The organism is Bacillus sp. FSL H8-0492 (genome assembly GCF_038006145.1).
Classification (GTDB): Bacteria; Bacillota; Bacilli; order Bacillales; family Bacillaceae_G; genus Bacillus_A; species Bacillus_A mycoides.
In genome coordinates, this window is record NZ_JBBOUP010000001.1 from 3,535,700 (window position 1) to 3,560,202 (window position 24,503).

The 24,503-nt window shown below is 36.1% G+C and carries 24 protein-coding genes and 1 pseudogene; all 25 read right to left on the bottom strand.

Translation table 11 applies throughout. The annotated features are described in order from the left end of the window. Positions 1-39: 39 nt before the first annotated feature. The gene (gene fdhF / locus MHH66_RS18100; protein ID WP_078184239.1) at positions 40-2,988 is read right to left on the bottom strand and encodes a formate dehydrogenase subunit alpha; all 2,949 of its coding nucleotides are present in this window, start codon (positions 2,986-2,988) and stop codon (positions 40-42) included. Continuing rightward, a pseudogene (locus MHH66_RS18105) lies at positions 2,957-3,149 on the bottom strand (hypothetical protein). Before MHH66_RS18105 ends, fdhF begins: the two are co-directional and overlap by 32 nt. A 104-nt stretch (positions 3,150-3,253) precedes the next feature. Beyond that, positions 3,254-4,030, bottom strand: coding sequence for a TerC family protein (locus MHH66_RS18110; RefSeq protein ID WP_078184238.1), 777 nt, complete (start codon positions 4,028-4,030; stop codon positions 3,254-3,256). Between the two features lie 144 nt (positions 4,031-4,174). After that, the gene (locus MHH66_RS18115; protein WP_078184237.1) at positions 4,175-5,311 is read right to left on the bottom strand and encodes a Ger(x)C family spore germination protein; all 1,137 of its coding nucleotides are present in this window, start codon (positions 5,309-5,311) and stop codon (positions 4,175-4,177) included. Next, positions 5,312-6,409, bottom strand: coding sequence for an endospore germination permease (locus MHH66_RS18120; protein ID WP_078184236.1), 1,098 nt, complete (start codon positions 6,407-6,409; stop codon positions 5,312-5,314). Beyond that, complete coding sequence (locus MHH66_RS18125; RefSeq protein ID WP_078184235.1) at positions 6,406-7,944, bottom strand: spore germination protein; 1,539 nt, start codon at positions 7,942-7,944, stop codon at positions 6,406-6,408. The genes MHH66_RS18120 and MHH66_RS18125 overlap by 4 nt, the downstream gene beginning before the upstream one ends. Before the next feature lie 211 nt (positions 7,945-8,155). Further along, entirely contained in the window at positions 8,156-9,103 is a 948-nt protein-coding gene (locus tag MHH66_RS18130; RefSeq protein ID WP_078184234.1) for a DNA-binding domain-containing protein, read from the bottom strand. Positions 9,104-9,587: 484 nt separating this feature from the next. Next, positions 9,588-10,496, bottom strand: a complete 909-nt coding sequence (locus MHH66_RS18135) for a chemotaxis protein (protein ID WP_002012026.1) — start codon at positions 10,494-10,496, stop codon at positions 9,588-9,590. Between the two features lie 141 nt (positions 10,497-10,637). Next, a complete protein-coding gene (locus tag MHH66_RS18140; protein WP_002012030.1) occupies positions 10,638-11,123 on the bottom strand; it encodes a hypothetical protein in 486 nt (161 codons plus the stop codon). A gap of 365 nt (positions 11,124-11,488) precedes the next feature. Continuing rightward, complete coding sequence (locus MHH66_RS18145) at positions 11,489-11,824, bottom strand: DUF3964 family protein (protein ID WP_063217907.1); 336 nt, start codon at positions 11,822-11,824, stop codon at positions 11,489-11,491. Positions 11,825-11,874: 50 nt separating this feature from the next. Continuing rightward, entirely contained in the window at positions 11,875-13,098 is a 1,224-nt protein-coding gene (locus MHH66_RS18150) for a flagellar hook protein FlgE (RefSeq protein ID WP_078184233.1), read from the bottom strand. Positions 13,099-13,114: 16 nt separating this feature from the next. Next, positions 13,115-13,693: a flagellar hook assembly protein FlgD gene (locus tag MHH66_RS18155; protein WP_002012033.1), complete on the bottom strand. Its 579-nt coding sequence runs from the start codon at positions 13,691-13,693 to the stop codon at positions 13,115-13,117. A gap of 3 nt (positions 13,694-13,696) precedes the next feature. Beyond that, the gene (locus tag MHH66_RS18160) at positions 13,697-14,806 is read right to left on the bottom strand and encodes a flagellar hook-length control protein FliK (protein WP_002126592.1); all 1,110 of its coding nucleotides are present in this window, start codon (positions 14,804-14,806) and stop codon (positions 13,697-13,699) included. Positions 14,807-14,816: 10 nt separating this feature from the next. Next, positions 14,817-15,227, bottom strand: a complete 411-nt coding sequence (locus MHH66_RS18165) for a hypothetical protein (protein WP_002012036.1) — start codon at positions 15,225-15,227, stop codon at positions 14,817-14,819. A 115-nt stretch (positions 15,228-15,342) separates the two neighbouring features. Next, positions 15,343-16,647, bottom strand: coding sequence for a flagellar protein export ATPase FliI (gene fliI / locus MHH66_RS18170; RefSeq protein ID WP_002126588.1), 1,305 nt, complete (start codon positions 16,645-16,647; stop codon positions 15,343-15,345). Next, a complete protein-coding gene (locus tag MHH66_RS18175) occupies positions 16,644-17,330 on the bottom strand; it encodes a FliH/SctL family protein (protein ID WP_033706611.1) in 687 nt (228 codons plus the stop codon). Before MHH66_RS18175 ends, fliI begins: the two co-directional genes overlap by 4 nt. Next, positions 17,317-18,321: a flagellar motor switch protein FliG gene (fliG, locus tag MHH66_RS18180; RefSeq protein WP_002030936.1), complete on the bottom strand. Its 1,005-nt coding sequence runs from the start codon at positions 18,319-18,321 to the stop codon at positions 17,317-17,319. Before fliG ends, MHH66_RS18175 begins: the two co-directional genes overlap by 14 nt. Positions 18,322-18,334: 13 nt before the next feature. Then, a complete protein-coding gene (gene fliF, locus MHH66_RS18185) occupies positions 18,335-19,909 on the bottom strand; it encodes a flagellar basal-body MS-ring/collar protein FliF (protein ID WP_078184232.1) in 1,575 nt (524 codons plus the stop codon). 22 nt (positions 19,910-19,931) lie between these two features. Next, positions 19,932-20,231 (bottom strand): flagellar hook-basal body complex protein FliE, encoded by a 300-nt coding sequence (gene fliE / locus MHH66_RS18190; protein WP_002064631.1) that lies wholly within the window; start codon positions 20,229-20,231, stop codon positions 19,932-19,934. 17 nt (positions 20,232-20,248) lie between these two features. Further along, positions 20,249-20,662, bottom strand: coding sequence for a flagellar basal body rod protein FlgC (flgC, locus tag MHH66_RS18195; protein WP_002030933.1), 414 nt, complete (start codon positions 20,660-20,662; stop codon positions 20,249-20,251). Positions 20,663-20,682: 20 nt separating this feature from the next. After that, positions 20,683-21,168: a flagellar basal body rod protein FlgB gene (gene flgB / locus MHH66_RS18200; protein WP_078184231.1), complete on the bottom strand. Its 486-nt coding sequence runs from the start codon at positions 21,166-21,168 to the stop codon at positions 20,683-20,685. Positions 21,169-21,512: 344 nt separating this feature from the next. Continuing rightward, entirely contained in the window at positions 21,513-21,785 is a 273-nt protein-coding gene (locus MHH66_RS18205) for a hypothetical protein (protein WP_002126578.1), read from the bottom strand. Then, positions 21,775-22,143, bottom strand: coding sequence for a flagellar export chaperone FliS (locus MHH66_RS18210; protein ID WP_002012050.1), 369 nt, complete (start codon positions 22,141-22,143; stop codon positions 21,775-21,777). The genes MHH66_RS18205 and MHH66_RS18210 overlap by 11 nt, the downstream gene beginning before the upstream one ends. Positions 22,144-22,165: 22 nt before the next feature. Next, complete coding sequence (locus MHH66_RS18215; RefSeq protein ID WP_078184230.1) at positions 22,166-23,545, bottom strand: flagellar hook-associated protein 2; 1,380 nt, start codon at positions 23,543-23,545, stop codon at positions 22,166-22,168. Between the two features lie 19 nt (positions 23,546-23,564). After that, positions 23,565-24,428 (bottom strand): flagellar hook-associated protein 3, encoded by an 864-nt coding sequence (locus tag MHH66_RS18220; protein WP_002030927.1) that lies wholly within the window; start codon positions 24,426-24,428, stop codon positions 23,565-23,567. Positions 24,429-24,503 lie beyond the last annotated feature (75 nt).

A 24,503-nucleotide genomic window follows, 5' to 3' on the forward strand; every position in this document is an offset into this window, starting at 1 on the left:
AACTAATAATCAGTGGGTAATAAAGAAAACCCCCACTGATTAAAGTTTCACTTTATCCGTTAAATGTACGTATCCTGGACGAGCCCACTTACGATTTACCTCAATTCCGTTTTGAGGATGACGCTTTTTATTACGTGGGTTCGTTTTTGGCATCGGATTTTCGCCATCAACTTCTAACACTTCCAGACGTACTTTCGTTTGCTTATATGCCGGCGTGTTTGTACGCAAGTCAACGGCAGGACCTGTTAAGAAATTAATTGCCGATTCTTTATCAGTCGAATTCATCGGTAAATACAGTTCATTCGCTTTTACACGATCCGTTACAAGTACACGTAATTTAAGTGCTCCGAATGGAGAAACAAGGCGTACTAACGAACCAGTTTTCACTCCACGTTCCCTTGCAAGCTCTGGAGAAACTTCGACGAAAACACCTGGTACTTTCGATTGAATACCAGTTGATTTATTTGTCATGTTCCCTTCATGGAAATGTTCAAGCATACGGCCGTTATTAATGTGAAGATCGTATTCTGCTGGGAATTCAGCAGGACGTACCCAATCAGCTATCGCAAAACGAGCCTTTTTGTCCGGGAAGTTAAATCCATCTTTAAATAGCAGTGGCGTATTCGTACCATCAAAACTTCCCCAGTGGAAACTGTTCCACCCTTCAAGCACTTCATAGTTTGCGTGTGCAAATAGTGGTGATAAGCTTGCCATTTCCGCAAAGATTTCACTTGGGTGATTATAGCTCCAGTTTGCGCCTAACTTATTAGCAATTGCCTGCACGATCCACCAGTCTGGTTTCGCATCTCCTAGCGTTGGAAGCACTTGATATAATCTTTGTACACGACGCTCTGTATTTGTAAAAGTACCTTCTTTCTCAAGAGATGGCGCTGCTGGTAATACTACATCAGCGTATTGAGCTGTTTTAGAAAGAAACACATCTTGAACGACAAAAAATTCAAGGCTTGATAACACTTCATGTACGTGATTTGCGTTAGAGTCTACAAGAGCCATATCTTCTCCAACAAGATACATAGCTTTCATTTTACCTTCATCAATTGCGTGAAGCATTTCAATGTTATTAAGACCTGGTTTGTGATCAATTTTTACTCCGTAAGCTATTTCAAATTTCGCACGTTCTACATCATCAGTAACGTGTTGATATCCCGGAAGCCAACCTGGGAGAGTTCCCATATCACAAGCACCTTGTACGTTATTATGACCTCGAAGTGGATATGCACCAGCACCTGGGCGGCGATAGTTTCCTGTTGCAAGAAGTAAGTTTGAAATCGCAGCGGAAGTATCTGAACCACCCGTATTTTGCGTTACACCCATACCCCAAAGAATACACGTACCATCTGCATCACGAATCATCTCGGCCATTTGAACGAGAGTTTCTTTTGAAATACCTGTAATCTCTTCTGCATATTCAAGCGTATATTCTTTAAGACTTTCTTTGAAATCTTCAAAGAAGTTTACATTCTCGTCGATGAACTGCTCATCATGCCAACCTTGATCGATCATATATTTTGTAACAGCCATTAACCATACTTGATCTGTTCCTTGCTTTGGACTAATAAAGATATCTGAACGCTCTGCCATTTCAGTTTTACGAAGATCTGCGACAATTAGTTTTTGACCGTGAAGTTTATGCGCACGTTTCACACGAGTCGCTAACACAGGATGACCTTCTGTTGGATTACAACCGACGATAATAACAAGACCCGATTGCGCGATATCTTTAATCGTCCCTGCATCTCCGCCCATACCAATTGTACGGAACAATCCATCTGTTGCTGGCGATTGACAATAGCGTGAGCAGTTATCAATGTTGTTCGTTTCAAACACTTGTCGAGCTAATTTTTGAATGACATAGTTGTCTTCATTCGTAATTTTAGAAGAAGAAATAAAGCCGATAGAACCTTTACCGTACTCTTCTTTAATAGAGCCTAATTTATTCGCTACTACATGAAGCGCTTCTTCCCAACTTGATTCAACGAATACTCCATTTTTACGAATTAACGGTTTCGTAAGTCGTTTTTCAGAATTAACGAAATCCCAACCGAATTTTCCTTTTACACAAGTCGAAATCGCATTAACAGGTGCCTCAGAAGTTGGTTGCACCTTTAAAATTTTGCGCCCTTTCGTCCATACCTCAAATGAACAACCTACACCACAAAACGTACATACTGTTTTCGTCTTCTTCGTACGAGTATCGCGCATCGCAGCTTCTACTTCTGATACAGCAAAAATACCGCTATACCCAGGTTCAACCTCTTTAATAAGGTCAACCATAGGCTCAAGAATATCAGGTTTTAACCCTGTCATAAATCCAGCTTCACCAAGCATCGATTTCTCCATTAATGCATTACAAGGACAAATCGTTACACATTGACCGCAGCTTACACATGAAGAATCGTTAATATCTACTCCTTCATCCCAAATAACACGAGGACGCTCTGCCTCCCAATCAATAGATAACGTTTCATTTACTTGTAAGTTTTGACACACTTCTACACATTGACCACACGCGATACATTGATTCGGGTCATAGCGATAAAATGGATGAGACATATCAACTTCGCTTGCATCAACTTTTGGCTCGTAAGGATATTTTTGATGCTCAATTTCCATTAATTCTGCCGTATTATGCAGTTTACAATTCCCGTTATTGTTGTCACAAACCGTACAGTAAAGTAAATGATTTTCTAGTAAACGGTCCATCGCCTCATGTTGTGCTGCCTTTGCACTAGTAGAGGACAGCTCAATATTCATACCGCTCGTCACTACAGTAGAACAGGATCGCACAAGCTTTCCGTTAACTTCTACAATACAAGTATCACACGTTTGAATAGGATCCACTTCCGGCACATAACAAATTTGTGGATGTTCAATTCCGTTCTCATTAATAATGCCCAGTATAGTTGAACCAGGCTCAGCATTATACTCTTTGCCGTTAATTGTAATATGAACCATGCTGTCGTTCATGGTTACTCCCCCTTTTTGAGAATAAAAAAAACTCCACCACGAAAATATACGCACCACATTTTTGGCACGTTATCATCATGGTGGAGTAGTTTATTAGCACATCTTGCTAAAATACCAATCCATTTATTCATAAATAAAATGATAGATTCATAACAGGTCATATCACGATTCCATCTTTAACACTGTAATTATAGCGTTAAATCGAAAAATACACAATATAATTATCATTACAAAGGACAAAGCACATAATGCTCTGACCTTTGTATTACATTTTAGGATTATTCTGAGATGACTTACTTCCCGGTGCAAACCAACCAATTAGTGCGATGGCAACTAATACTCCGTAGAAGATTAAAGTCCAAGTTGTACTGTGTGGAAAATCATGATCTAAAATACCTATATCCTCATGGGCAAGTGTAATTACAGCAAGTTTGACGCCGACCCAGGCAACAATTGCATATGCTGTTGTTTCTAGTGCTGGACGTTTCTCCAGTAATTGTACAAACCAAGTTGCCGCAAATTTAATTAAAATAAGTCCGGCAATCCCCCCGAGAAGTACAACTATGAACTGTCCTCCATCCATACCACCGAAATCTTCTAGCGGTGAATCTGGGAGACCGAGGGCAAGAGCGACCGCAGCTAATATTGAATCAATCGCGAAAGCAAGGTCAGCTAATGCAATCTTTCCTACTGTGAACCAGTAGCTTTTACCTGCTGCTTCCTTTTCATCTTCCTTGTGAATATTTTGATTGTTTTTTCCGAATTGCGCCTGAATGACATGCTTTAATCCTAAGTAAAGAAGATAAGCTGCTCCTATTGCCTGTATTTGCCAAACATTTGCAATAAATGATATGGCAAAAAGGGCTGCAAATCGAAAAACGAAGGCCATAATAATCCCGTAATTTATAGCTCGTTTTTTCTCTTCTTCGGGTAAATGTTTGGCTATAACTGCTAATACAAGGGCATTGTCAGCCGATAACAGCCCTTCTAATCCGATTAAAATTAATAATGCCCAAGCATACTCTAGCCATATTGAGTCCATCCGCTTCTCTCCTTTCTAAAACAAAAATGAGGTAAAGACTTTGCTAACAATAGAATTTCCTATTAGGCAAAATCAAATCCTAAAAATGGCGGCTACAATATTTTAACAGTTACTTTACTGCCCTTTATTTGTTATAAACTGGAATCATTTAATAATCCCATTTTCTAAAATTTTCACGACGGGTGTTACTGTAACACTCGCTTCTGAGAATGCATTTGGCCAATCATTTTCGACTTTTTTCCAATGCTCATATTGAAAAGCACGTGCATAATCACCAAATCCAAATGGATCTAGTTTCTCCCTTTGTATTTTATGTATAAGATTATTGAAATCTTTATTTAACTGTTTTGTAATGAGTGCAGCTAGTTCCCCTTTATCTTTCTTCATATTTACATCGAATGTTCGCTCAGCAATAGATATCTTGAGATTCAGCTTTATATTGAAAACAAAATGATTTCTATCATAACGAGTTGAAAGATCCCGCTTTATATCTTGAACATTTATCGTTATAAAGTCCTTCTCTTTTGAATTTCTAAGAGAGCTGTCAGTTTCCACTCTTTTCGCATAAATAGGCATTGTGAGTGAAACTGGCGGATTCACTTTCTTTTTCAGCATAAGAAGTAGCGCACTTTCATGACGATTTAAAGATATTTTATATATTCCACGGCTCGTTAAAAGCGCAGAACCAGTAACTATAATTTCATTTTCCCCTTCTTTTATTTCTGAAATTGTAGGTGTTATTCCCTTATTAAACGTTTGTTGATGGAATTCATGAAATGTAGCAACAACTGTCCGATTGTACAACATATTCGTCTCAATTAAATCAGTCAAATATTCAGGAAGTGTCGGCTTATCTTTGAAATCATTATGTATTATAGAAGAAACTGATCCTTTTACAGTGACAATACGCATATTCCCTGTATTTTTCGGATCACGATACCATACATCAAAGTAAGGCATCGCCCCTTTTTGTTGCAAAAACTTTTGACTTAATAATATTAATTGTAATTTTTCAGTAGAAACTACCCCTTTACTGGAGCTATTAAACTGTTCTTTTGCTTCCCTTGCTGTATTCACTCGCGCTTCATGCACTTCATACTTTTTTTCAACATCTTCATTAAAGTTAGGAGTTAAGTCGTAAACAATCATTTTTCCTTGTTCATCCATATCAAAACCGTAAACTAACGATATGGACTGTTTTTCTAAGTCAAGCCGATCCCCACAACCTGTCATCAATACTAATAGAAAACTGATCATTGTAAACTTAGTAAACCGCAGCATTTAATTCTTCCTCCTTTTCCACTGCTGATAGATTATTATGTACAATAAAAATACAACTGGAAAAAGAACAGCAACGAAATAACTAGCTATCCCCCATATTTCCCTTAACCCATCTATTTGATAAGACGACGGCGTATAGAAGACCCAAAACAAAATACACGCACAAAGTAAAATCAAAATAAACGTTGACCCCTCTTTTTTATGAAACAGTTGTTTCACTCCATCCGCCGCGGTAAAAATGTATGGAATACAAGAATCGAAAACAATAAAAAGATAAAATGACAAAAATATTATTTCAAACCGTTCAAGAAATGAAAAATGAAGCGGTGTAATTAACGAAAGGGTTGGCCACAAAAATTTCGTTATCCCATCTGGACCAAAATAAACAAAACAAACGAGGGTAACTTGAAGATATATTAACAACGTAATAGCATTAGCTATAATAATACCTTTCCCGGCCGATCGTTTATCATTTAAATAAGGATACAGGACAAATGCAAATTCAAATCCGAGAAAAGCAAGGATCGTTGATTTAACAGTGTGAAAAATCGGCATCCACCCTTCCTTTAAAAGTGGCAATAGATAAATCCCATGACTATCTTTAAGGGGAATAAATAATAAAATCGGCATCCAAAGCGTAAAGAAAAAATGAAAGACCGCATAGCGGCTTATAATTCGCGCCCCTCCACGAGCCAACATGTACATAGGAATAGCTAATAAAATCAAAATTAAATAACTAGGAGTTCTTGGCAAAATCCATATACGAATAACATATAAAAGGGAAAACACTAAAGAAATAGCTGCAAGCAATGAATATAAAATCCAAATTATCATCCCTATTTTCCCTAGCCATTTCCCTAAATAGCGTGTCAGCACATTAAGTAAAGTATCTCCAGGATGCTTAGCCATAATTTTTACAATACAAAGACTCACCACTGTCGTTATCACGCATCCGATAATAACTGAAATCCAACCATCCGTCCCTGCTCCCTGTGCTACTTCCCTTGGAAGTGTCAACAAACCAAATCCGACTTGCACACCGCTAATCGTTAAAATATATTGTAGTAAAGATATCTCCTGTTTTACACCTGTCTTCACTTCTTGTCCCCTCTTTCTCTCATATCTCCTTGCTGATTTACTTGTTTAGGGTGAAGGGATAACGGTCGTTTCTTTATCATCTTTAGCGGGAAGCGAATAAATGCTTCTTTCAAATCAGAAATACGTAATGGAGACACAGGACTACTATACGGAACACCAAGTGATTCTAAAGAAAGTAAATGAATTATAATTATTGTCATCCCTACCATAATCCCGATTATGCCGAATATAGAAGAGATAACCATCATCGGAAATCGAATTAGACGAACTCCTGCTGACATTTCTAAATTAGGGATGATGAAAGATGCAATCGCTGTAATTGCGACGACGATTACCATAACATTACTTACAATTCCTGCTTGTACTGCTGCCTGCCCGATTACAATCCCACCAACAACACCTATCGTTTGCCCTATCGGACCAGGAAGCCGAATAGCGGCTTCGCGGAGCATTTCAAGAACTAATTCCATTAATAATGCTTCTAAAATAGGCGGAAACGGAATTTTGGCACGTGATTCCCCAATCGTTAATAGCAATTTGAGAGGAAGCACTTCATAATGAAAGGAAATCATAGCAATATATAGAGCCGGAGCAAAAATTGCAATAAATAATCCCGTGAGGCGAAGTAGCCGTGTAAATGAAGCGATAGCTGGTCTTAAACTGTAATCATCTATCGTTTGAAAAAATGCCGAAAAAGTCATCGGACCAATTAACACACCTGGCGAGCGATCTACAACAATCGCAATTCGCCCCTCCAAAATATGATGTGAAGTCGTATCCGGACGTTCAGTTATAGAAAATTGCGGAAATAGTGTATAAGAATTATCTTCAACGAGCCCCTCTAACGTACCAGTACTAAGAATAGCATCTATGTTGATTGATTTTATACGACTCGTCATTTCTCGAATAACTGTTTCATTTGTAACATCTGCTAAATACAACATAAACACCTTTGAAGTTGCCCGCTCTCCAACAATGAACTCTTTCACCTTCAATTCACGATTTGGAATATATCGTCGAATAAGAGCAATGCTCTCGCTAGCTACTTCCGTAAAACCTTCGTGTGAGCTTTTTAATGAAGGTTCAGTTACCGGCTCTTGGACACTCCTCTTTGGTGCCCCGGGTGTATCTAGCTCTAACGCTGTTAACTGGCCATCTATAAGCAAAATACTTTTCCCATGTAAAATAGCCTGCTCAATTTCTATCCATTTTTCAACTTTCTTAATTTGCCCGATAGAAACGGAAGACTTCCAAAAATCTTGTTCATTCCACTCTTGAAATAAGAGCGGTCGTAAAACATCCGTATTGATAACAGTTTTATCCACTAACCCCTCCATATACACTAGAGCGGCCTCTTGTCCATTTTTTAATGGAAAGTTTCTAATTACTAACTCTGGAATTCCGCTAAATAGTTTAGATAATTGCTCTAGGTTTGTAGATATAGAAGAAGAAACTGTACTGTTTAATACATCGTCAGCTTGATCCTGCGTAGAAAAAGATTTTTCACCTCGTAACCATTTATGAAAAGAGTCCATACATTCACCTTTTTCGTTGTTGTGTTTCATATGGGTTATTATGGATATCTATCGAAAGACATATACTCTTTTCTTGTTATTAGGCATTAATTAATCCAACTTGCAGGCCACGTTTTGAATACATGAATGATTATCTAAAGTTATCCTCTATAAAACAAAAGGGAAATACATATACACTATGTATCTCCCTTTTATTTTGTACCCATTTTTTTTATTGTGTTACGGTCATAACTTGTCCACTACGGTCAACCATAATTTTCATTTTTCCGTCTTGAGCGTTATATAACCCTAGCTTATGTAGATCTTGTTTGCATTCTTTTACGAAGTAAGGCAATGTACGAATTTGATCGATATCCGAGCTCGTAATGAAATGAATTAAATGATGCGTCATTTCTTTAATATCATTAACGAGCTCTGCCTTCTCTCGTGTTAATCTTTCATTTTCAGCTCGTAATGAATGTAATTCGCCTTCAAGACCACGTGCATTCTTTTCATCTTTTGAACGCTCTGCCGCCATGCTAGAAAGCTTATAGATTCCCTCCATGAACTGATGCAATTCGTGTTCTCTCTTTTCACTACATTGACTAATTGTTTCAAAGTTATCCACGATGCCAGACATAACTGTTACGAGGCTTTTTTCATCTTCTTCATTTCGAACATCTTCATTTACTTCCTGCTTGCTTTCTTGTTTTGTCTCAACAATTGTCTCCTTTACAGGTGTATACTTACGTTTTCGCCCCGGCTTTTGTTTTTCAATATTTTCAAACGGCATCTCTTGTTTTTTTAATTTATAATACGTGTTTTGCAATTGACTTTCCGTTTTTCGGAAAAGATTCATTTCATTTTTACTAACATATTTTGAAATATTTGCGATGTTTAAGCCATGACGTTGACAAAATTGATACACTTCATACAATAATTCTAGTTCAGACTTCAACCAAGTAATCGCTGATTTTTCATATTCTCGCATACCGCCATTTTTTTCTATATCTATTTGAAATAATACCATTCTATTATATAAATCGATTAGCTCTTCATACCCGATTTGGAATTGTTTCTCTATTTTTTTAAATTCCGCCTCTAATTTCATATCGTTCGTTTTATTATTTGACATGTTTTGTAAAAGACTTAATACATTGATTGCTGTGTGGTGATACATAATCTGTGTCACTCCCCCTCATCCTTTCACAATTCTCATATGACTCCCATGCCCTTTAAGAAAATAGAAATTTTTACATATCCATATTATAACATTTCGAAATTATCTGTCAAATAATTAACATATAAAAAGGTATAAAAAGTATCGAAATAAAAAATGATTTTTAACAAAAAATAAAAAATAGCTAAGTAAAATATTATATCAGAAAAATTCTACTTAATTATATTATATGGTATTCCTAATATATTTTCACCGAAAAAGTTTGCGCCACCACGAAATCTTATAGATGAAATAATTGAACATCATGTAAGAAAACCCTCACCTTTATAGTAAAGGTGAGGGTTTTACACAACGCTAACTAATTAACCGAAAGAATGACCATTATTACCACGGTGGCTACAGAAAAACAAAAATATCTCAGAAACACTCTACCTTTCTGTCTTTACACACATGGCTGGCTCCTCTCTTCCAACTAAAAGAGGCTTTATAGTACTAACTTATCAACTAACCCAATTAACTCTTGAATATCTGGCTTACTTACTTGAGCATTCGCTCCTACTGCTTCACCTTTATGGAATAATTCATTTGTAATTAATGAAGAGAAAATAATAACAGGTAAACGATTCATTACCTCACTATCCTTAACTACTTTCGTTAAATGATGTCCATCCATTTTCGGCATTTCAATATCAGTAATTAGCAAGTGAATATGTTCAAACATTTTTTCGCCTTGCTCTTTTGCTAATTTTTCAATTTGCGCTAACGCTTCCGCCCCATTGCTGAAGAAGTTCATTTTCGTATATCCAGCTGATGATAATGTTTCTTCTAGTATTTGACGAAGCATCGCTGAATCTTCTGCAATATAAATAACTTTTTCAGCTCGATCTGTTTTTTGCTCTAATCCTGCAAGTGATTTATTGTCATAACCAGTACCGCTAATTTCACATACAATTTTTTCATAATCTAATAGTAAAATGATTTTCCCATCTAGTTTTACAATTCCAGACGTCGTTTCTTCTAGTCCCATAGATAATGAAGCTGGTTCATCAATTTGTTCCCATGAAATACGTTGAATACGATGCACTTCATCAACACGGAAAATAACTTTCATTTGGTTTAATTCTGAAATGATAAATTTCGTTTGATCAAGTGGTTTTATAGATTTTAAATTAAGAGCCGTTGCTAAGTTAATAACAGGTAAAATTTCACCACGTACTTGAACAACACCTTCAACTGCATGATGAGATTCTGGCACAGTTGTAACAGGGAATGGATTAATAATTTCACGCACTTTCATTACATTAATACTAAATAAATTTTCACCAACAGTGTACGTTACGATTTCTAATTCGTTTGTTCCGCTTTCTAATAAAATACTTTGTGCTTGTGACATAAAGGTGTCGCTCCCCTTCCATTAATTCCGTATATTTAATTATTAAGCTTTATTAAAACCGAAAAGTCAACTACCTATATGAAAAATATAGATAGTTGAGTGATCCTCACAGTTTTAAAGTAGAAATACTACCGGTAAAACTTAATCTTGTATAAACGAAGCAAGTGCCTCTAGTAACACTTCTTGTGCTCCTACAATTTCTGTCGGCATTGCTTCCCATTTTTTCGAAAGTTCCGTTTCCACTCTTATTCTTAGCTCCGGATTCATTTCTTCTAGCACGTATTCTTTCGTTGCTATATCAACATCAAGTAGCGCAAGTGCATATAACTCCGGATCGTTTATTTTTTTAAATACTTGTTTCAATACCGCCGGTGCTATATGTTTTAACTTTTCAATGTGAATTTCCTTATCAGAAAATAGTAACTCATATTGAATATACGTAACATTTTCTTTAATAACTTTAAAATAGCAATTATTTTTTTTATCATTTACAAAATAACCGTTCGGATCTGCAATAATACTCTCTACTTGACGTATTAAATTAGGTAAACTACTCGCCGCCATTACAGTACGTTGCTCAATCTCACTTGGCGAAATGAATGTAACGCGATACTTATTCTGCGCCATCCTCCTCACCTCTCCTTTTATATAAACTTAGTCTAATTGTACAATATCTTAATTAATCTAAATCTATTTCAAATCAATGCTTCTAGACTCGGATAAATCCTCTCTCCCAAAAGTGAAGAGACACCACCTAAACACTTGGCTTTTGGCCTCTTCAACTACCTTAGAACCAATCCATACCTCTCGTCTTACAATGTACGAGCCGCTCATAGGCAACTGACCGCTACTACACTCAGCTAGGTCCTCGCCCCTCTTCAACTAACCTAGAACCAATCCATATCTCTGTTCTCACAATGCGCGAGCCACTCATAGGCACTAACCGCTACTACATATCGCTGGGTCCTCTCTCAAAACCTTAAAAAAAGCTTTTAAGCTCCCTTAAGCAACTCAATGTTATTGAACCAAAAAGCAAGCTGTTGATCCGCAATATCCGGCAACGTAACAAAAAACTCACGGCACTTCATCTCATCTTTAAACAGTTGATACTTCCAAACGCCATCACTACCAACACTTACGAAATAAAACTCATGAATACGGCCAATGATTGCCTGTTTTTCACCAAATGAATATGGAGGCACTTGCTTAATTTCAAATTGATCCGGTAAATATACATGCTCTTCTCGTTCCATTTTTAACACTTGCTCAGCAAGTTCACGTTTCTCTTCGAAAAAAGGCAATTGTAAAATTCGCTCTTGTCTTGTCATACGAATAAAAAACCCTTTCTACTACGTTACAATTTTTTCTTTACGTTTTATTATCGAATTAAGTTTACAACTTCATTTAATACTTCATCTGAAATTTTAATTACTTTCGCATTTCCTTGGAAGCCACGTTGATATAGCATTAAATCAACGAATTCTACAGATAAATCTACGTTTGCACCTTCTTGTGCACTACCGCGTACTTTTCCTGCACCATTTTGACCAGATACACCCATTGCTAAAATACCAGTTGTATTTGTCGCTGTGTAGTTACCATTACCATTTTTCATTAAGCCGCCTTCGTTCGGGAACATCGCAACAGCTAATTGACCCGCAGCTTTCATACTTCCATCAGAATATTTTACCATCACATATCCACCGTCAGCAATAAAGCAATCTTTAACAGTCGCTGCTGCTCTACCATCTACGTCTGTTACTGCTAATGTTTTCTCTGTCGGATGGTTTGTTAATTTACTAAAATCTAAATTTACTTTTCCGCCATTAAATGGAATAGACGCTCCAGGGTTTTGCTGATTTGGCTTTCCTACCGCATCGAATGTTACATCACCGCCTGCGCCTTGAACCTCTTTAAACTCTGTTTCTTTTTTCGAGTCGTTACGCATATGTACTGTATATTTATAATTATGTTCACTAGTTTGTGTAAATTCTACACGCATTGTCCATGTATTACCGGCATCATCGTATGCAGGCAATTCTTGCGTAATCTGTTTTGCATCGGCTGGAATATTCCCTCCAACGACTCCTTTTGACGTTCGAATACCACCGATTGCTGATCCCATTGGAATTTGCAACGGTCCTGGAATACCAGATAAATCAACTTCACCAGTTGCTGCATTTGCAGGATATGCAAATACATATTGTCCTTCTGTATTCGTAATATAGTAATCTGAAGATATTCCAAATGTACCTTTACGCGTAAATTCCGTGTTGCCGCCTTTTGAATCGCCAACCACGAAGAAACCATTACCTTCCATTGCTGCTTGTGTTTTACCACCAGTTAGCGTAATTGTACCATCGCTATAATCCGTAACTGTTCCGCTCATTTTCACACCGTTACCGATACTTTTCGGGTTCGTCCCTGCGTATTTATCGTCGCCTTTTGAACCAATTGAATTGTTATACAGTAAATCATCAAACATTGCTTTTTGTTTTTTATAACCAACTGTTTGTGCATTGGCAATATTATTTGAAGTTACACTTAATGCATTTTGTGTTGCATTCATCCCTGTAATACTTGTATATAACGCTTTAATCATAACGTATGTACACTCCTTATGAATTTGTAGTTTTTACTTCTTCAGTTACTTTTTGATCGTCTTTCTTTGCATCTTCTGGATTCGTTTCTCCAATCGGTTTATCAGACACCCTCTCAACAAAGCGAAGAGATACAATCTTATTATCAATAACGAGCTGTACATCATTATTTTCCGCAAGGCGAACTGTCTCTACTTGACCAGTTACTTTTTTACCGTCACCGTCGATCCCTCTTACGTATTTCCCTAAAAACTTCATTCCGCCATCAAGCGCTGTCGAATACATCGTCGTTCTTAAAGAATCAACTGCTTTTGTCATATTTTGCACTTGTTCCATAAGAGATAACTGCGCTGTCTGATTCATCATTTGATTCATATCCATCGCATTGAATGGATCTTGGTGCTGGAAACTTGATAAAAATAATTTTAGAAAATCATCTTTCCCCATTACACCAGGAGTCTTTTGCTCTCCTGCTGAAACTCCATTTGTTTGTTGAACTGGCGATTGTACACCGTTAACAGGTACATTACTTTTTTGCGCTCCTGCTTGTAACGGAATATGATTTGTACTCGTTGTATTTAATCCAACTGTTGGCACGCTTTATTCCTCCAATAATCCCGCAAATTCTTTTGACTGTTGTTTCTCATGTTTCGTATTTGCTAATTTTTGTTTTTGCCTTTGTTCTTGTTCTCGCTGTTCTTTACGTTGTTCATCTTTTTCTGAATAACTTATTTGAATATTAATTTCTTTTTCTTTTAATTTTAGCTTCAATTCGTCAAAAATTATTTCAACACGCTTTTTCGCATCGTGCTTTTCCATTTCTACATGGACTTCAATTTGATCTCCATGCTTTTTCATAAATACAGTTAATGAACCAAGTTTCTCTGGATTTAGCTGGAATAAAACACGTTCTTGTTTCACTACAAACTTTTGCAGAGCCTCTACTTGTGCTTCCATTTTCTTGCCTAAGTCAGGTAATGTAACCTTCTCAGCTCCACTATTTTGTTTTCCTATTTGGTCAGTACCCGTTGCTTTATTTAATAACTCAGCTCCGGCCGAACTTGAGTCATTTAACTGATCGACTTTTGGTAACTCTACCTTCACATCATCGCTCTCTGCTTTCGGGAGTTCTACTTCCTTAGACTCCTCTTGTTTCTTTGCAATATTACAAGTTTCTGATTCTACGACTTTTAATACTTGCAACGTCTGCTCTGGCATCGTCACCTTGTCTAGCGCCATTTGCATTGTATCTTCTAAACATATGGCATTTTTAATATTCATGTTAGAAAAAAGCTCTTGTAATTGCTGTAATTCAGCTGCGGGCAATTCGTTCAGTTTAATATTTCCGTATTCTTTATATAACGCCTGTATTTTTTGTATGTATTGATATAACAATTCTGGCTGCACACGCAATTGCTCAATTGCAACCATCTGCTCAGATACAGCTAACAATAACTGTTCTGTCTCTTTCTTTTCTTCTTTCTTTACAATCGGCTCTTCTTTCGTTACCGTTTTTTTTGCGAGAATATATTCTTTCTTCTCTTCTTCTGGTGCTTCTTCTCGTTTCGTTTTCTCCGTTTTCGGCTGTTTTTTATTTTCAATTCTCATTGTATTATCGAATGAAGAATTTTCATTTTTCGATTGTACTTCTAGCCCTTTTTCTTTTTGCGGAGGTAAACTTTGCTGCACCGGTAATACAAACTGTATCACTACATCCACCTCATCCGTTCATACACATTTTTAAATCAAGAAGCATTTTTTCTTCCAGCTTTTCTTTTACTTTCGCAAGCTTCTTACAATCTTCTTCATACATTTCATCAATGACACGTTCTTTTTCTTTTATTTGCTCTAAAAAGCTTTCATTTTTTTGAATAAAACCTTCTGTTTTTTTAATTTTTCGATTCCATTCTTCTATTCTTTCAGGTGAAAATGTATGTGATGAAAGCATACCAGCCATAATACGTTGTCCCGTTTGTACAACCTTATTGCGTGATTTCACAACATATAGATCATATTCTTTTTTTTGTTCTATTTTTCTTTTTTCAGCTGTTAGTTCGTACACTTCTTTCAAGATATGTTCTTTTTCTTGATTAATCTGCAATTTAATCGTGTCGTACTGCTGCTTATCCACCCGTTTTCATAGCCCCTTCCTATTATAACGTTACCTTTTTCTATTATATAGTTTTTTTACAAAAAAATCTGTGAAATATTAAAATCAAAAAAATAAGACCTCAAAGGGCGAGATCTTATACAATATGGTGCATCGCTTGGACAACATCTTCAAACTGAAAACTATCCGTTCGACCTTGTTTTAAAAACGTATTTATAGCTTCTACTTTATTTTTACATTCAAAAATATAAGCATTTTCTTCATTCTCTTGAATTGTTCCAAGTTTAAAATACAATTCATTCTCTTTATAAATAGATAGAATTTTTCTCATTTCATTTGCAAGTTGCCAATGATTCGGCGATACGATTTCTTCCATAATCCTACTTACCGAATCTAATACCGAAATGGCAGGGTAATGACTAAGAGTTGCGAGCTCACGTTTTAATACAATATGTCCATCTAAAATACCACGAGCTAAATCTGGTACAGGACCATTTAAATCATCACCATCAACTAACACTGTATAAATACCTGTTATTGACCCTTTTTGCGTTTTTCCTGATCGTTCTAATAACTTTTTCATATAACTTTCCATTAACAGTGTTTTACCACCGATCGGTAATTCCTTTACCGCAATATCAACACTTCGGCGTGCATCAGCAAAACGAGTAACAGAATCCATCATAAGTAATACGTTATTACCTTGGTCACGGAAATATTCAGCAATAGATGTTGCAAGCTTAGCCGCACGAAGTTGCATAAGGTGACTTTCATCTGACGTTGCTACAACAACGACACTTTTTTTCATACCTTCTTCGCCTAATTCTTTTCGAATAAAGTCTTTTACTTCTCGGCCACGTTCTCCTACTAAACTAATAACGTTAATATCAGCTTTTGCGTTTTTCGCAATCATTCCAAGCAAGGTAGATTTACCAACACCCGATCCTGCGAAAATACCAATCTTTTGACCAATCCCAATCGTTAACATGGAATCAATCGATTTAATTCCCGTTTCAAATACATCTGTAATTTCTTCACGCTCAAATGCATGAATCGGCGGTGCATCTAATTTTATTTTTTGTAGTGGAATGTTTTCAGTGTTCTCATTTAACACTTCACCATTCGCACTTAACACTTTCCCAAGTAAATGATTACCACGAGGTACAACAACATCTTCTTCAATTAATGTAACTGCATCTCCGTAACATACTTTTTCTGTCTGTCCAAATGGAAGTAGCATATTATTTTCTTTTTCAATCGCAATTACTTCACATAAGACACTATGTTCTCCAACGAGACAAACATCTCCAATCTTTGCTTTCGGACCTTTCGCTACAAAAAACTGCTCTTGTACACTATGAACTTTGCCAACTTTCGTATAAAACGGTGTTTCAATAAATGTATTCCATTTATTATGTTCATTCATTAGCTCGTTGTTCATACATTTTGCTCCTCAAACAACTTCTCTTCTTCCCACTTATGACGAAGCTTCGCAAATATAGGCGCAAATTTAAACTCAAAAAACTCTTTCTCTTCTTCCAGAACAAATTCGCCAAACTGTAAAGAAAAATCATACTTCCATTCTACTAATTGTAGTAGCCAATACTCTTTCGTATTTTCTTTCTCTTCTTGTATACGTTCAAATGTTTCTGGATGAACCGTTATAATTAATTTTTCAAATGAAGTAGGCAATGTTTGCACGATGCCTGTTAAAATCGGCAAAACGTCTAATAAGCGCGAATCTACCGCTTGATTCACTACTTTTTCTGCTAACTGAAAAGATTGATTCCATAATAACTCTGTCCATTCGTATGCTGTTTCTTGTTGTTCTTTTTGAAACTGTATACGCGCTGCTTCCATCTGTTCCATTTGTTCATGAATATGCATTTGAAACTGTTCTTTATCTTGCAACAACTGCTGACGCTCTCGTTCTAGCATTTGCTGCTGCTGCCTTAGCTGATTCATTTCAATATGTAATGCATCTTGCTGTGCAAGAAGTTCTGCATGATCCACTTGTATCTCTTCTTCAATGTGAACTGATACTGGTTTCGGAAATTGTAATTCATACGTTTCTTCAGAAAAAGAAACAGAATTCTTCGGAATTCTGTTTTTAAATAAGGACATCATCTTCACCTCTTTGAACGATAATTCTTCCTTCTTTTTCTAACTTTTTCACCGTACCTGTAATCGTTTGTTGTGCTTTTTCAGCATCCGTCATCTTAAGCGGTCCTAAGCCATCTAACTCTTCAAGAATCATCTCTCTACGGTTTGAAGACATACATGTAAATAGTTTCTCTTTAATTTCTTCTTTTGCAATTTTAAGTGCTTTCGCGATAACACCGTTATCTGTAATTTCCTCTAATACACGGCGAAGCGCAAGATCCTCAAGACCAAGTAAGTCTTCAAAGACAAACATATTTTCTTTAATTTTCTCAGATAACGCATAATCGACTTCATCCAGCTTTTGAAAGACTGTTTTTTCAACACCTCGTGAAACATTATTTAAAATGTTCACTATTGTTTTCAATCCATCTGTTTTATTAATAGCACTAAATGCCATATTATTTAATTTTGCTTTTAATAACTCACCAATTTGATTAATTAATTCACCATCTACTTGTTCAAGCTTTGCAATACCCATTACCGTCTCTACACGTTTATGATCTGGTAATCTCTCAATTAATTGAGAAGCAAGTTGCGGTTTAATATAAGAAGCAATAATCGCTATCGTTTGTGGCGATTCATCATTAAGCACTGTAAGAAGTGGCTCTAAATCTGTAAGTGAATTTAAGAATTCAAATGGATTATCCTTGTTATACCAAAGGTCTTCCAATAATTTTTCCAACTCGTCTTCTGGCATATTTTTAAATATACGACGAATGTATTCTTTATCTGGAGTTACTAAATTCAACTCTTTTACATTTAGTTCGTACAAAAACTCCCCTAGTACATTTTCTAACGTTTCTGGTTTATATACACGAAACTTCGCGATTTCGCGAAGTAACACTTCTTTTTCCTCAGCCGTCATATATTCAATGACTTTTGCTGCCACCTCTTCGTTTAATGTACGAATGAGGATGGCAGCTTTCTCTTTGGAGGAGATTTCATCTAACATTGTTTTTCCTCCCTTACTGTCCGTTTAACCATTTTTTAATTACTTTTGCAGTACCTTCTACATGCTCTTTCGTAGCTTCCTGCACTTGATCATCTAATGTAGGTTCTGATGGTTCTACCGGTTCTGGCTTTGGCTCTGGTACTATTTTTTCTTCAGGAATTTCCAGGATACTTTCACTACTAGCAGCAATTTCTTCTTCTGCTAAGTATTCTTCATATTCCTCTTCTTCTCTCTTTTTCTTACGTCTTGCTAAGAAGAACCATACTAGGCCAATTATTGCTAGCAAGCCAGCTGTAATTCCACCGAATAACCACCAGTTCATACCACTTTTTTCTGGCTCTTTCTCTTTTTCAACTTTCGGCTGGTCGAACTGAACAGTAACAACGTTAACTTGACCGTTTGTAAAGTTTCCATTCGGATCAGCTTGAAGCCCAGCTGCTGTGCCAATCGCTTCTTTAAATGTTGTCATATCAATTTTTCGTTTTACTAACGTATCGTTATCTACCCATACAACAACATTTGTTTTTGTTAATTCCGGATGTTTCTTAATTGTTTCAACTGTTTTATCTATTTCATAGTTTTCAATTTTGTTACCATTTTTATTATCGTAGACAACTTTACCGTTTTGATTATTGTTCGTACCGTAGTTCGGCACTTCACCGTTCGCTGTAATACCCGCACCTTGCTTCGTATCTGCTCCTTCTTGCGCAGTAGAACTTTCCTCTTGCTCTTGTTTACTGCGAAGTACACCTTTATCGCCATATTTTTCTGACTGACGTGTAACTTCATCGTAGTTTACAGACACTTTCGTATTCACTTTATATTCATTTGATTTAAACATCGTCATTAACGTTGCGTCAATATCTTGCTTTAATTTACCTTCAATTTGATGCTGCATCTCTACTTCTTTTTCATAAGAAGAGGAACTGTTAGAATGCGCTTCATCTGTTCCTTTTGAGATGATACCTTTTTTACTATCAATAACACTTACTTCTTCTGCTTTCACGCCAGGAACTGCCGCACTAATCATTTGCTGTATACCAGCAACTTGATCAGCTGTTAATAATTGTCCACGCTTCACACCAACAGTTATCGCCGCTGTTCCTTTTGCTTTTTCTTCATCAAAAATTGTTTCTTTTTCAGGTAATGTAATTTGCACATTTGCCGTTTCAACTGTCGCGAAGTTTCTTACAATATCTTGCTCCAATTGCTTTTTCGTGCCGACAATCTGCTTCATTTTCTTATCTTGTTCACTTGAACCGAGTGAGCTTTCTAATAGAATTTCCTCACCGCTTTTTGAATTAAACGGCAAGCCCATTTCATTCATTTCTTTTCGAACCCATGGAGCATCGTTCTTTTGCACTCGAATCGAACCATCGGCTGCTAATTGGTAATCAACACCTAGCTTCGATAATTCTGCTGTAATCTCTTGCTTATCTGTATCATTTAAATTTTGATATACAACAACATATTTATCTGGCAAGGTGAAGTATAAAAGTGCTCCTGTTGCAATCGCTAAAAGCGCAGCACCAATCACTAACTTATGCCACGTTTTCAACGATTGGAAAACATTTTTTATCTTTTCCATTTAAATACACCCGTCCATTTTCCTAAATTTGCATATTAATTAGTGACTTATAATTTTCAATAAGATTATCGCGTACGAGAGCAGCTGTTTTCATTTGTGATTCAGCTTTCTTCTGCTGAATTAAAACGTCATGCGTTTCTCCTACCCCTTTTGTCAGTAAATCATATACTGCTGTTTGGGCATTATTTTGCGTTTGATTCATATCTTCCAATAAATCAATAAACTTTTTGCCTTCAACTACAGATGTTTCTGAAGTTTTCTGTGTGCCAATCGGCTGAATCGCTCCAAATGGCTGTGTATTTAACATTGGTTGAATTTTCATATTTCCCCTCTTCCCTCTTATCCTCGGCCGATTTCTAAATCTTTATCGAGCATTTTTTTGTTCGCATTTAATACGCTTGTATTTGCTTCATACATTTTTTGAGCAACCATTACATTCGTCATCTCAGCTGTCACATCAATGTTCGGATAACGTACATATCCTTCTTCATTTGCATGCGGATGCGTCGGATCATACACAAGATTTTCATTTCGATCCGTTTCAATACTTTTTATTTTCACTCCGTTAGTAGGAGCTCCATCTAGCATGCTTGCAAAACTATTATTTGATTCCAACACCACACTTCGGCGGTGATACGGCTCTGCGCCCGGTGCTCCCGTCGTATTTGCATTTACGATATTGTTAGAAGTAACTTCCATCCATTTTCTCGCTGTAGTTAGCCCTGAGCCACTTGCATTAATTGCCTGAAACATCGTTGTCTCCCCTTTTACTATTAACGTCCACGTGCTGCTTGGTTAATAGCGTATTGCGTATTAATTGCATTAATTGAAACACCGTATAATTGGTTTGTTTTCATTAAATCTAGCATTTCTGTCGTTACATCAACACTGTTTCCATCTTTATTCGTTTGCATTGATTTCGTTTGAATCTTTGCGTATGTATTTTTCGTATTTGCTGTCGGTAAGTGCATTACATTCGTTTGATATAAATCTGGATTACTCTTTAAATCCGCAGCATTTTTTTTATATAATGCACTGCTCATATTCATTTGCTCAGCAAATGTTACATCTTGTGCTTTATAGCCAGGTGTATTCGCATTTGCAATATTACTAGAAACGGTATTTCGCTTCGTTACTAAATAGTTCATATAATGACTTACATCACTAACTAAATCTGGCATATTCCACACCCTTCCTTTTCCATCATGCTCGTTTAGCGCATGATTATCCACTGATGGAAGTTTCACTTTATTATTCATTTTCCTATATGTATTTATTTATTAAAATATTATCTATTTTGTACCCTTACATATTTTATTCCATTTTCCCATTGTTGTCTTTAGAAAAATACAAAAATATAAAAAAGAATATAAAAAACTGTATACGCGTAGTAATCCATGTAACATTTTGATATATAAACAATAAAAAAAGAGCCTCCATACACTTCTCTCCATAAAATAAAGACATCTTATTTTTCATTGTTTGGATTATTACCATTCTTTTTATTACAGTCATAAAGTGAAACCTCAATCAGCGGAACGCCTTATTCAAACAATGGAATGGATCCCCTTTTAAAAGGGGTATCCATTTCCATATTTTCCTATTAAAATTTACCGTAAAACGAATTCGCTTTCATTCGTCCATCATTTGTCATAATCATTTCTTCCAAAATCTTTTGCTTATCTCGAATATGCTGTGCTGCCTTAATTATTAATGGACTCACTTCCGCTGCAACATCTGCTCGCGTCTTTTCATCCAAGGTCATCATCCAGCGATTTAACATAGCACTTTTCTCAGCAAATTCTTCATCTGACACTTGCAATTCACCGATTTCATTAAAACAGCCGACAAACGCTCGATAAATATCATTGTTCATTTTCGAGTGCTCCGCGGTAACCGTCTATTAAATCTTGTAACACTTGTACAATCGCATCCATGTCTTTTGCTTCACGCGTTACTTTCATCGTCTGAATTTGAATGCTAATCCAATCGTATAAACCGAATAGACTATCATATAAATCTTTCGTAATCTCAGGATTTAATTGAAGCTTTAACTCTTCAAAAATACGTTCTAATTTTTCAAGAAGCGCATCTCCTTCTTGTAGTTTAAAAGTATTTAAAAGCTCTTCTAAATTACGAAACTCAACGATACATCTTTCATAAATAAAAATTGTATTTTTAATTGGATTACTTGTCATAATATCATTTTGCATATAGCGTTGCCATGCTTGCATACGATCACTTCCTCAACTTTCATTAATCATCACTTTTTTGTTTTGTCATTGCTTTAATTGTTTTTAGTTGGCTATCTAGCGCCGCTAATGTACTTTCTAGCTTTTGATACTTCTTCACAATCTCATCTTGTTTTTGCAGATTTTGTGTTTCAATATCTTTAATCTTTTTATCTAAATCACTTACACGTGAATCAATGTTTTTTACACGCTCTCCGACTACACCTTTATCACCAAATAGTTTATCAAGTGGTTCTTCCATCATCTTCCCTAAACCGTTAGAACCAAAGAAAAATTGCTTCGCTGCATCCGGCTTGTCTTTTAACGCTTGTGTTAATTTTTCATCATTAACTTCCATCGTCCCGTCTTGCTTTAATTGGATACCAAATGAGAATAAATAATTACCGTCTTGAGAAAATGTTACGACGTTATTCATCGCTTGACGTACACTTTGCATAATGGCTTGACCTTGGAAGGCTCCACCTTTTCCAGCAAAAATATCTATTGTAGAAACAGCTTTATTATAATCAGCTACCATTTTTTTAATAATATTTGATGCGTCTGTTACGTTTGAGTCACTTACTGCAAACTTCAGATCTATACCTTTTGCTTTTGGATCTGTTGTTGTACCTGCATCTGGTGTTCCTTCTGCTTTCGGCTCAGTTACTTTTACCAATTCAATTTTCACGCCCGGAAGAGCTTCAATTGTATTGGTAAAACTTTCAGCTTCAATACCATTAATACTATATTTGGCATTTTGCGCTTCATTAATTGTATTGACTGCTGTCCCATCCGCCTTAGCTAAACCAATATCTTGAAACAGTGTAGATGTGTTCCCCTTAAAATTAATTTCTCCATCTGTTCCTTCTTTTTTCGAGGACATAAAGATTTTATCTCCAAGTGTATAAGCCGATACACCATAATCTCCGTCATTAATTTTGTTAATTAAATCTTTATATGTCATATCAGTTGTTACTTTTAGTTCTTTACCGCCTAGTTGTAATGTTTCATCTTTAGGAAGCTTCGCATTTATATCAGCAATCTTATTAGAGGCTATTTGATGACGTTGTGCAAGCTGTGTAATCGTCATATTAAAAGTTCCTGCAATCGCTCCACCATCAGCTTTTACATTAATATAACCGTCTTGTGATGTTGTTACCTTTTTCTCATTTCCTTTAAAAGCTGCTAAGTTTTTAAAAGTTTGTGTGAAAGAACTAAATTCTGATTTTAAACTTGTGTATAATAGTTTATCTTGTGAAAGTTGGTTCTTTTCATTAGTATATGGTGTTTTTCTCATATCTAACGCTTGCATTTCTAATTCTACAAAGTTAGAAGTATCGATCATATTATTTCCGAGGTTCCAAATCTGTTGTCTACCACCAATACCTGTTAACGTCCCTGCCATATTTCTCACTCCTTATTGTTTACATGTAATCTAAAATGCTCGTTTTACTCATCGTACTAACTGCTTTAAGCGTTGCTTCATAAGTTGCATTAATATAAGCTAGGTCAGAAATTGCTACCGCTAAATCAACATCTTCAATTTCTTTACGATTTTCTTGAAGCGCTAAATTTTGCTCGCTTAAAATTGTTTTAAACGTCTCCATCGTGTTCATAGTTGAACCCACTTCAGTTGTACGGTTAATGACGCTATCTAAGTTTTTCTTATTTTCTCCTAATAACGGTTGCAAAGCTTTTTGATCACCGTTATTCAGTGCTTCACTCATCTGTTTTAACGTTTTTATAACTGGGGATAATAATTCTTCTCCGTTACGAAATGCTTTTAATTGATAACCGTCATTTAGTTGCCAGTTCACATCATTTTTTCCACCTTGATACGTACCATCTTCTGTAAATGGAGCTTGTTCAGCACTATCCCCACCGAAAATATAACGGCCTTGCTCTTTCGTATTCGCTAAATATACAACTTGTTTTAAAATTTGATCAATCTCTGCACCGATTGCCTTCAATTCTTTTTCACTATTCGTCCCATTTAGCGCTTGTACTGTTAATTGATCCGCTCTTGTTAAAGATTTAAAAACACCTTGTAATGTATTTTCAGTTTGTGTTAATACATTTTTCGAATCCGCTAAATCTTTTTGCATTTGTTCAATATTTGCTAACGAATGCTGAATCGCAAATGATTTACTTGCCGCAAGTGGGTCTTCGCTCATAAAAAGATTTTTCTTACCTGAAGTTACTTGATTTCGATGATATTGCTGTTGCACATTCAAATCCATCATCTGATTCTTTGCCCAGTTTGCATTTTGAAATGTAGATACTCTCATCTTTACCTTCTCCTTTATCTATATTTGAATTAGTGCGGGGAAGCAACCACAACTATATACGGCTCTCTGCTTCTA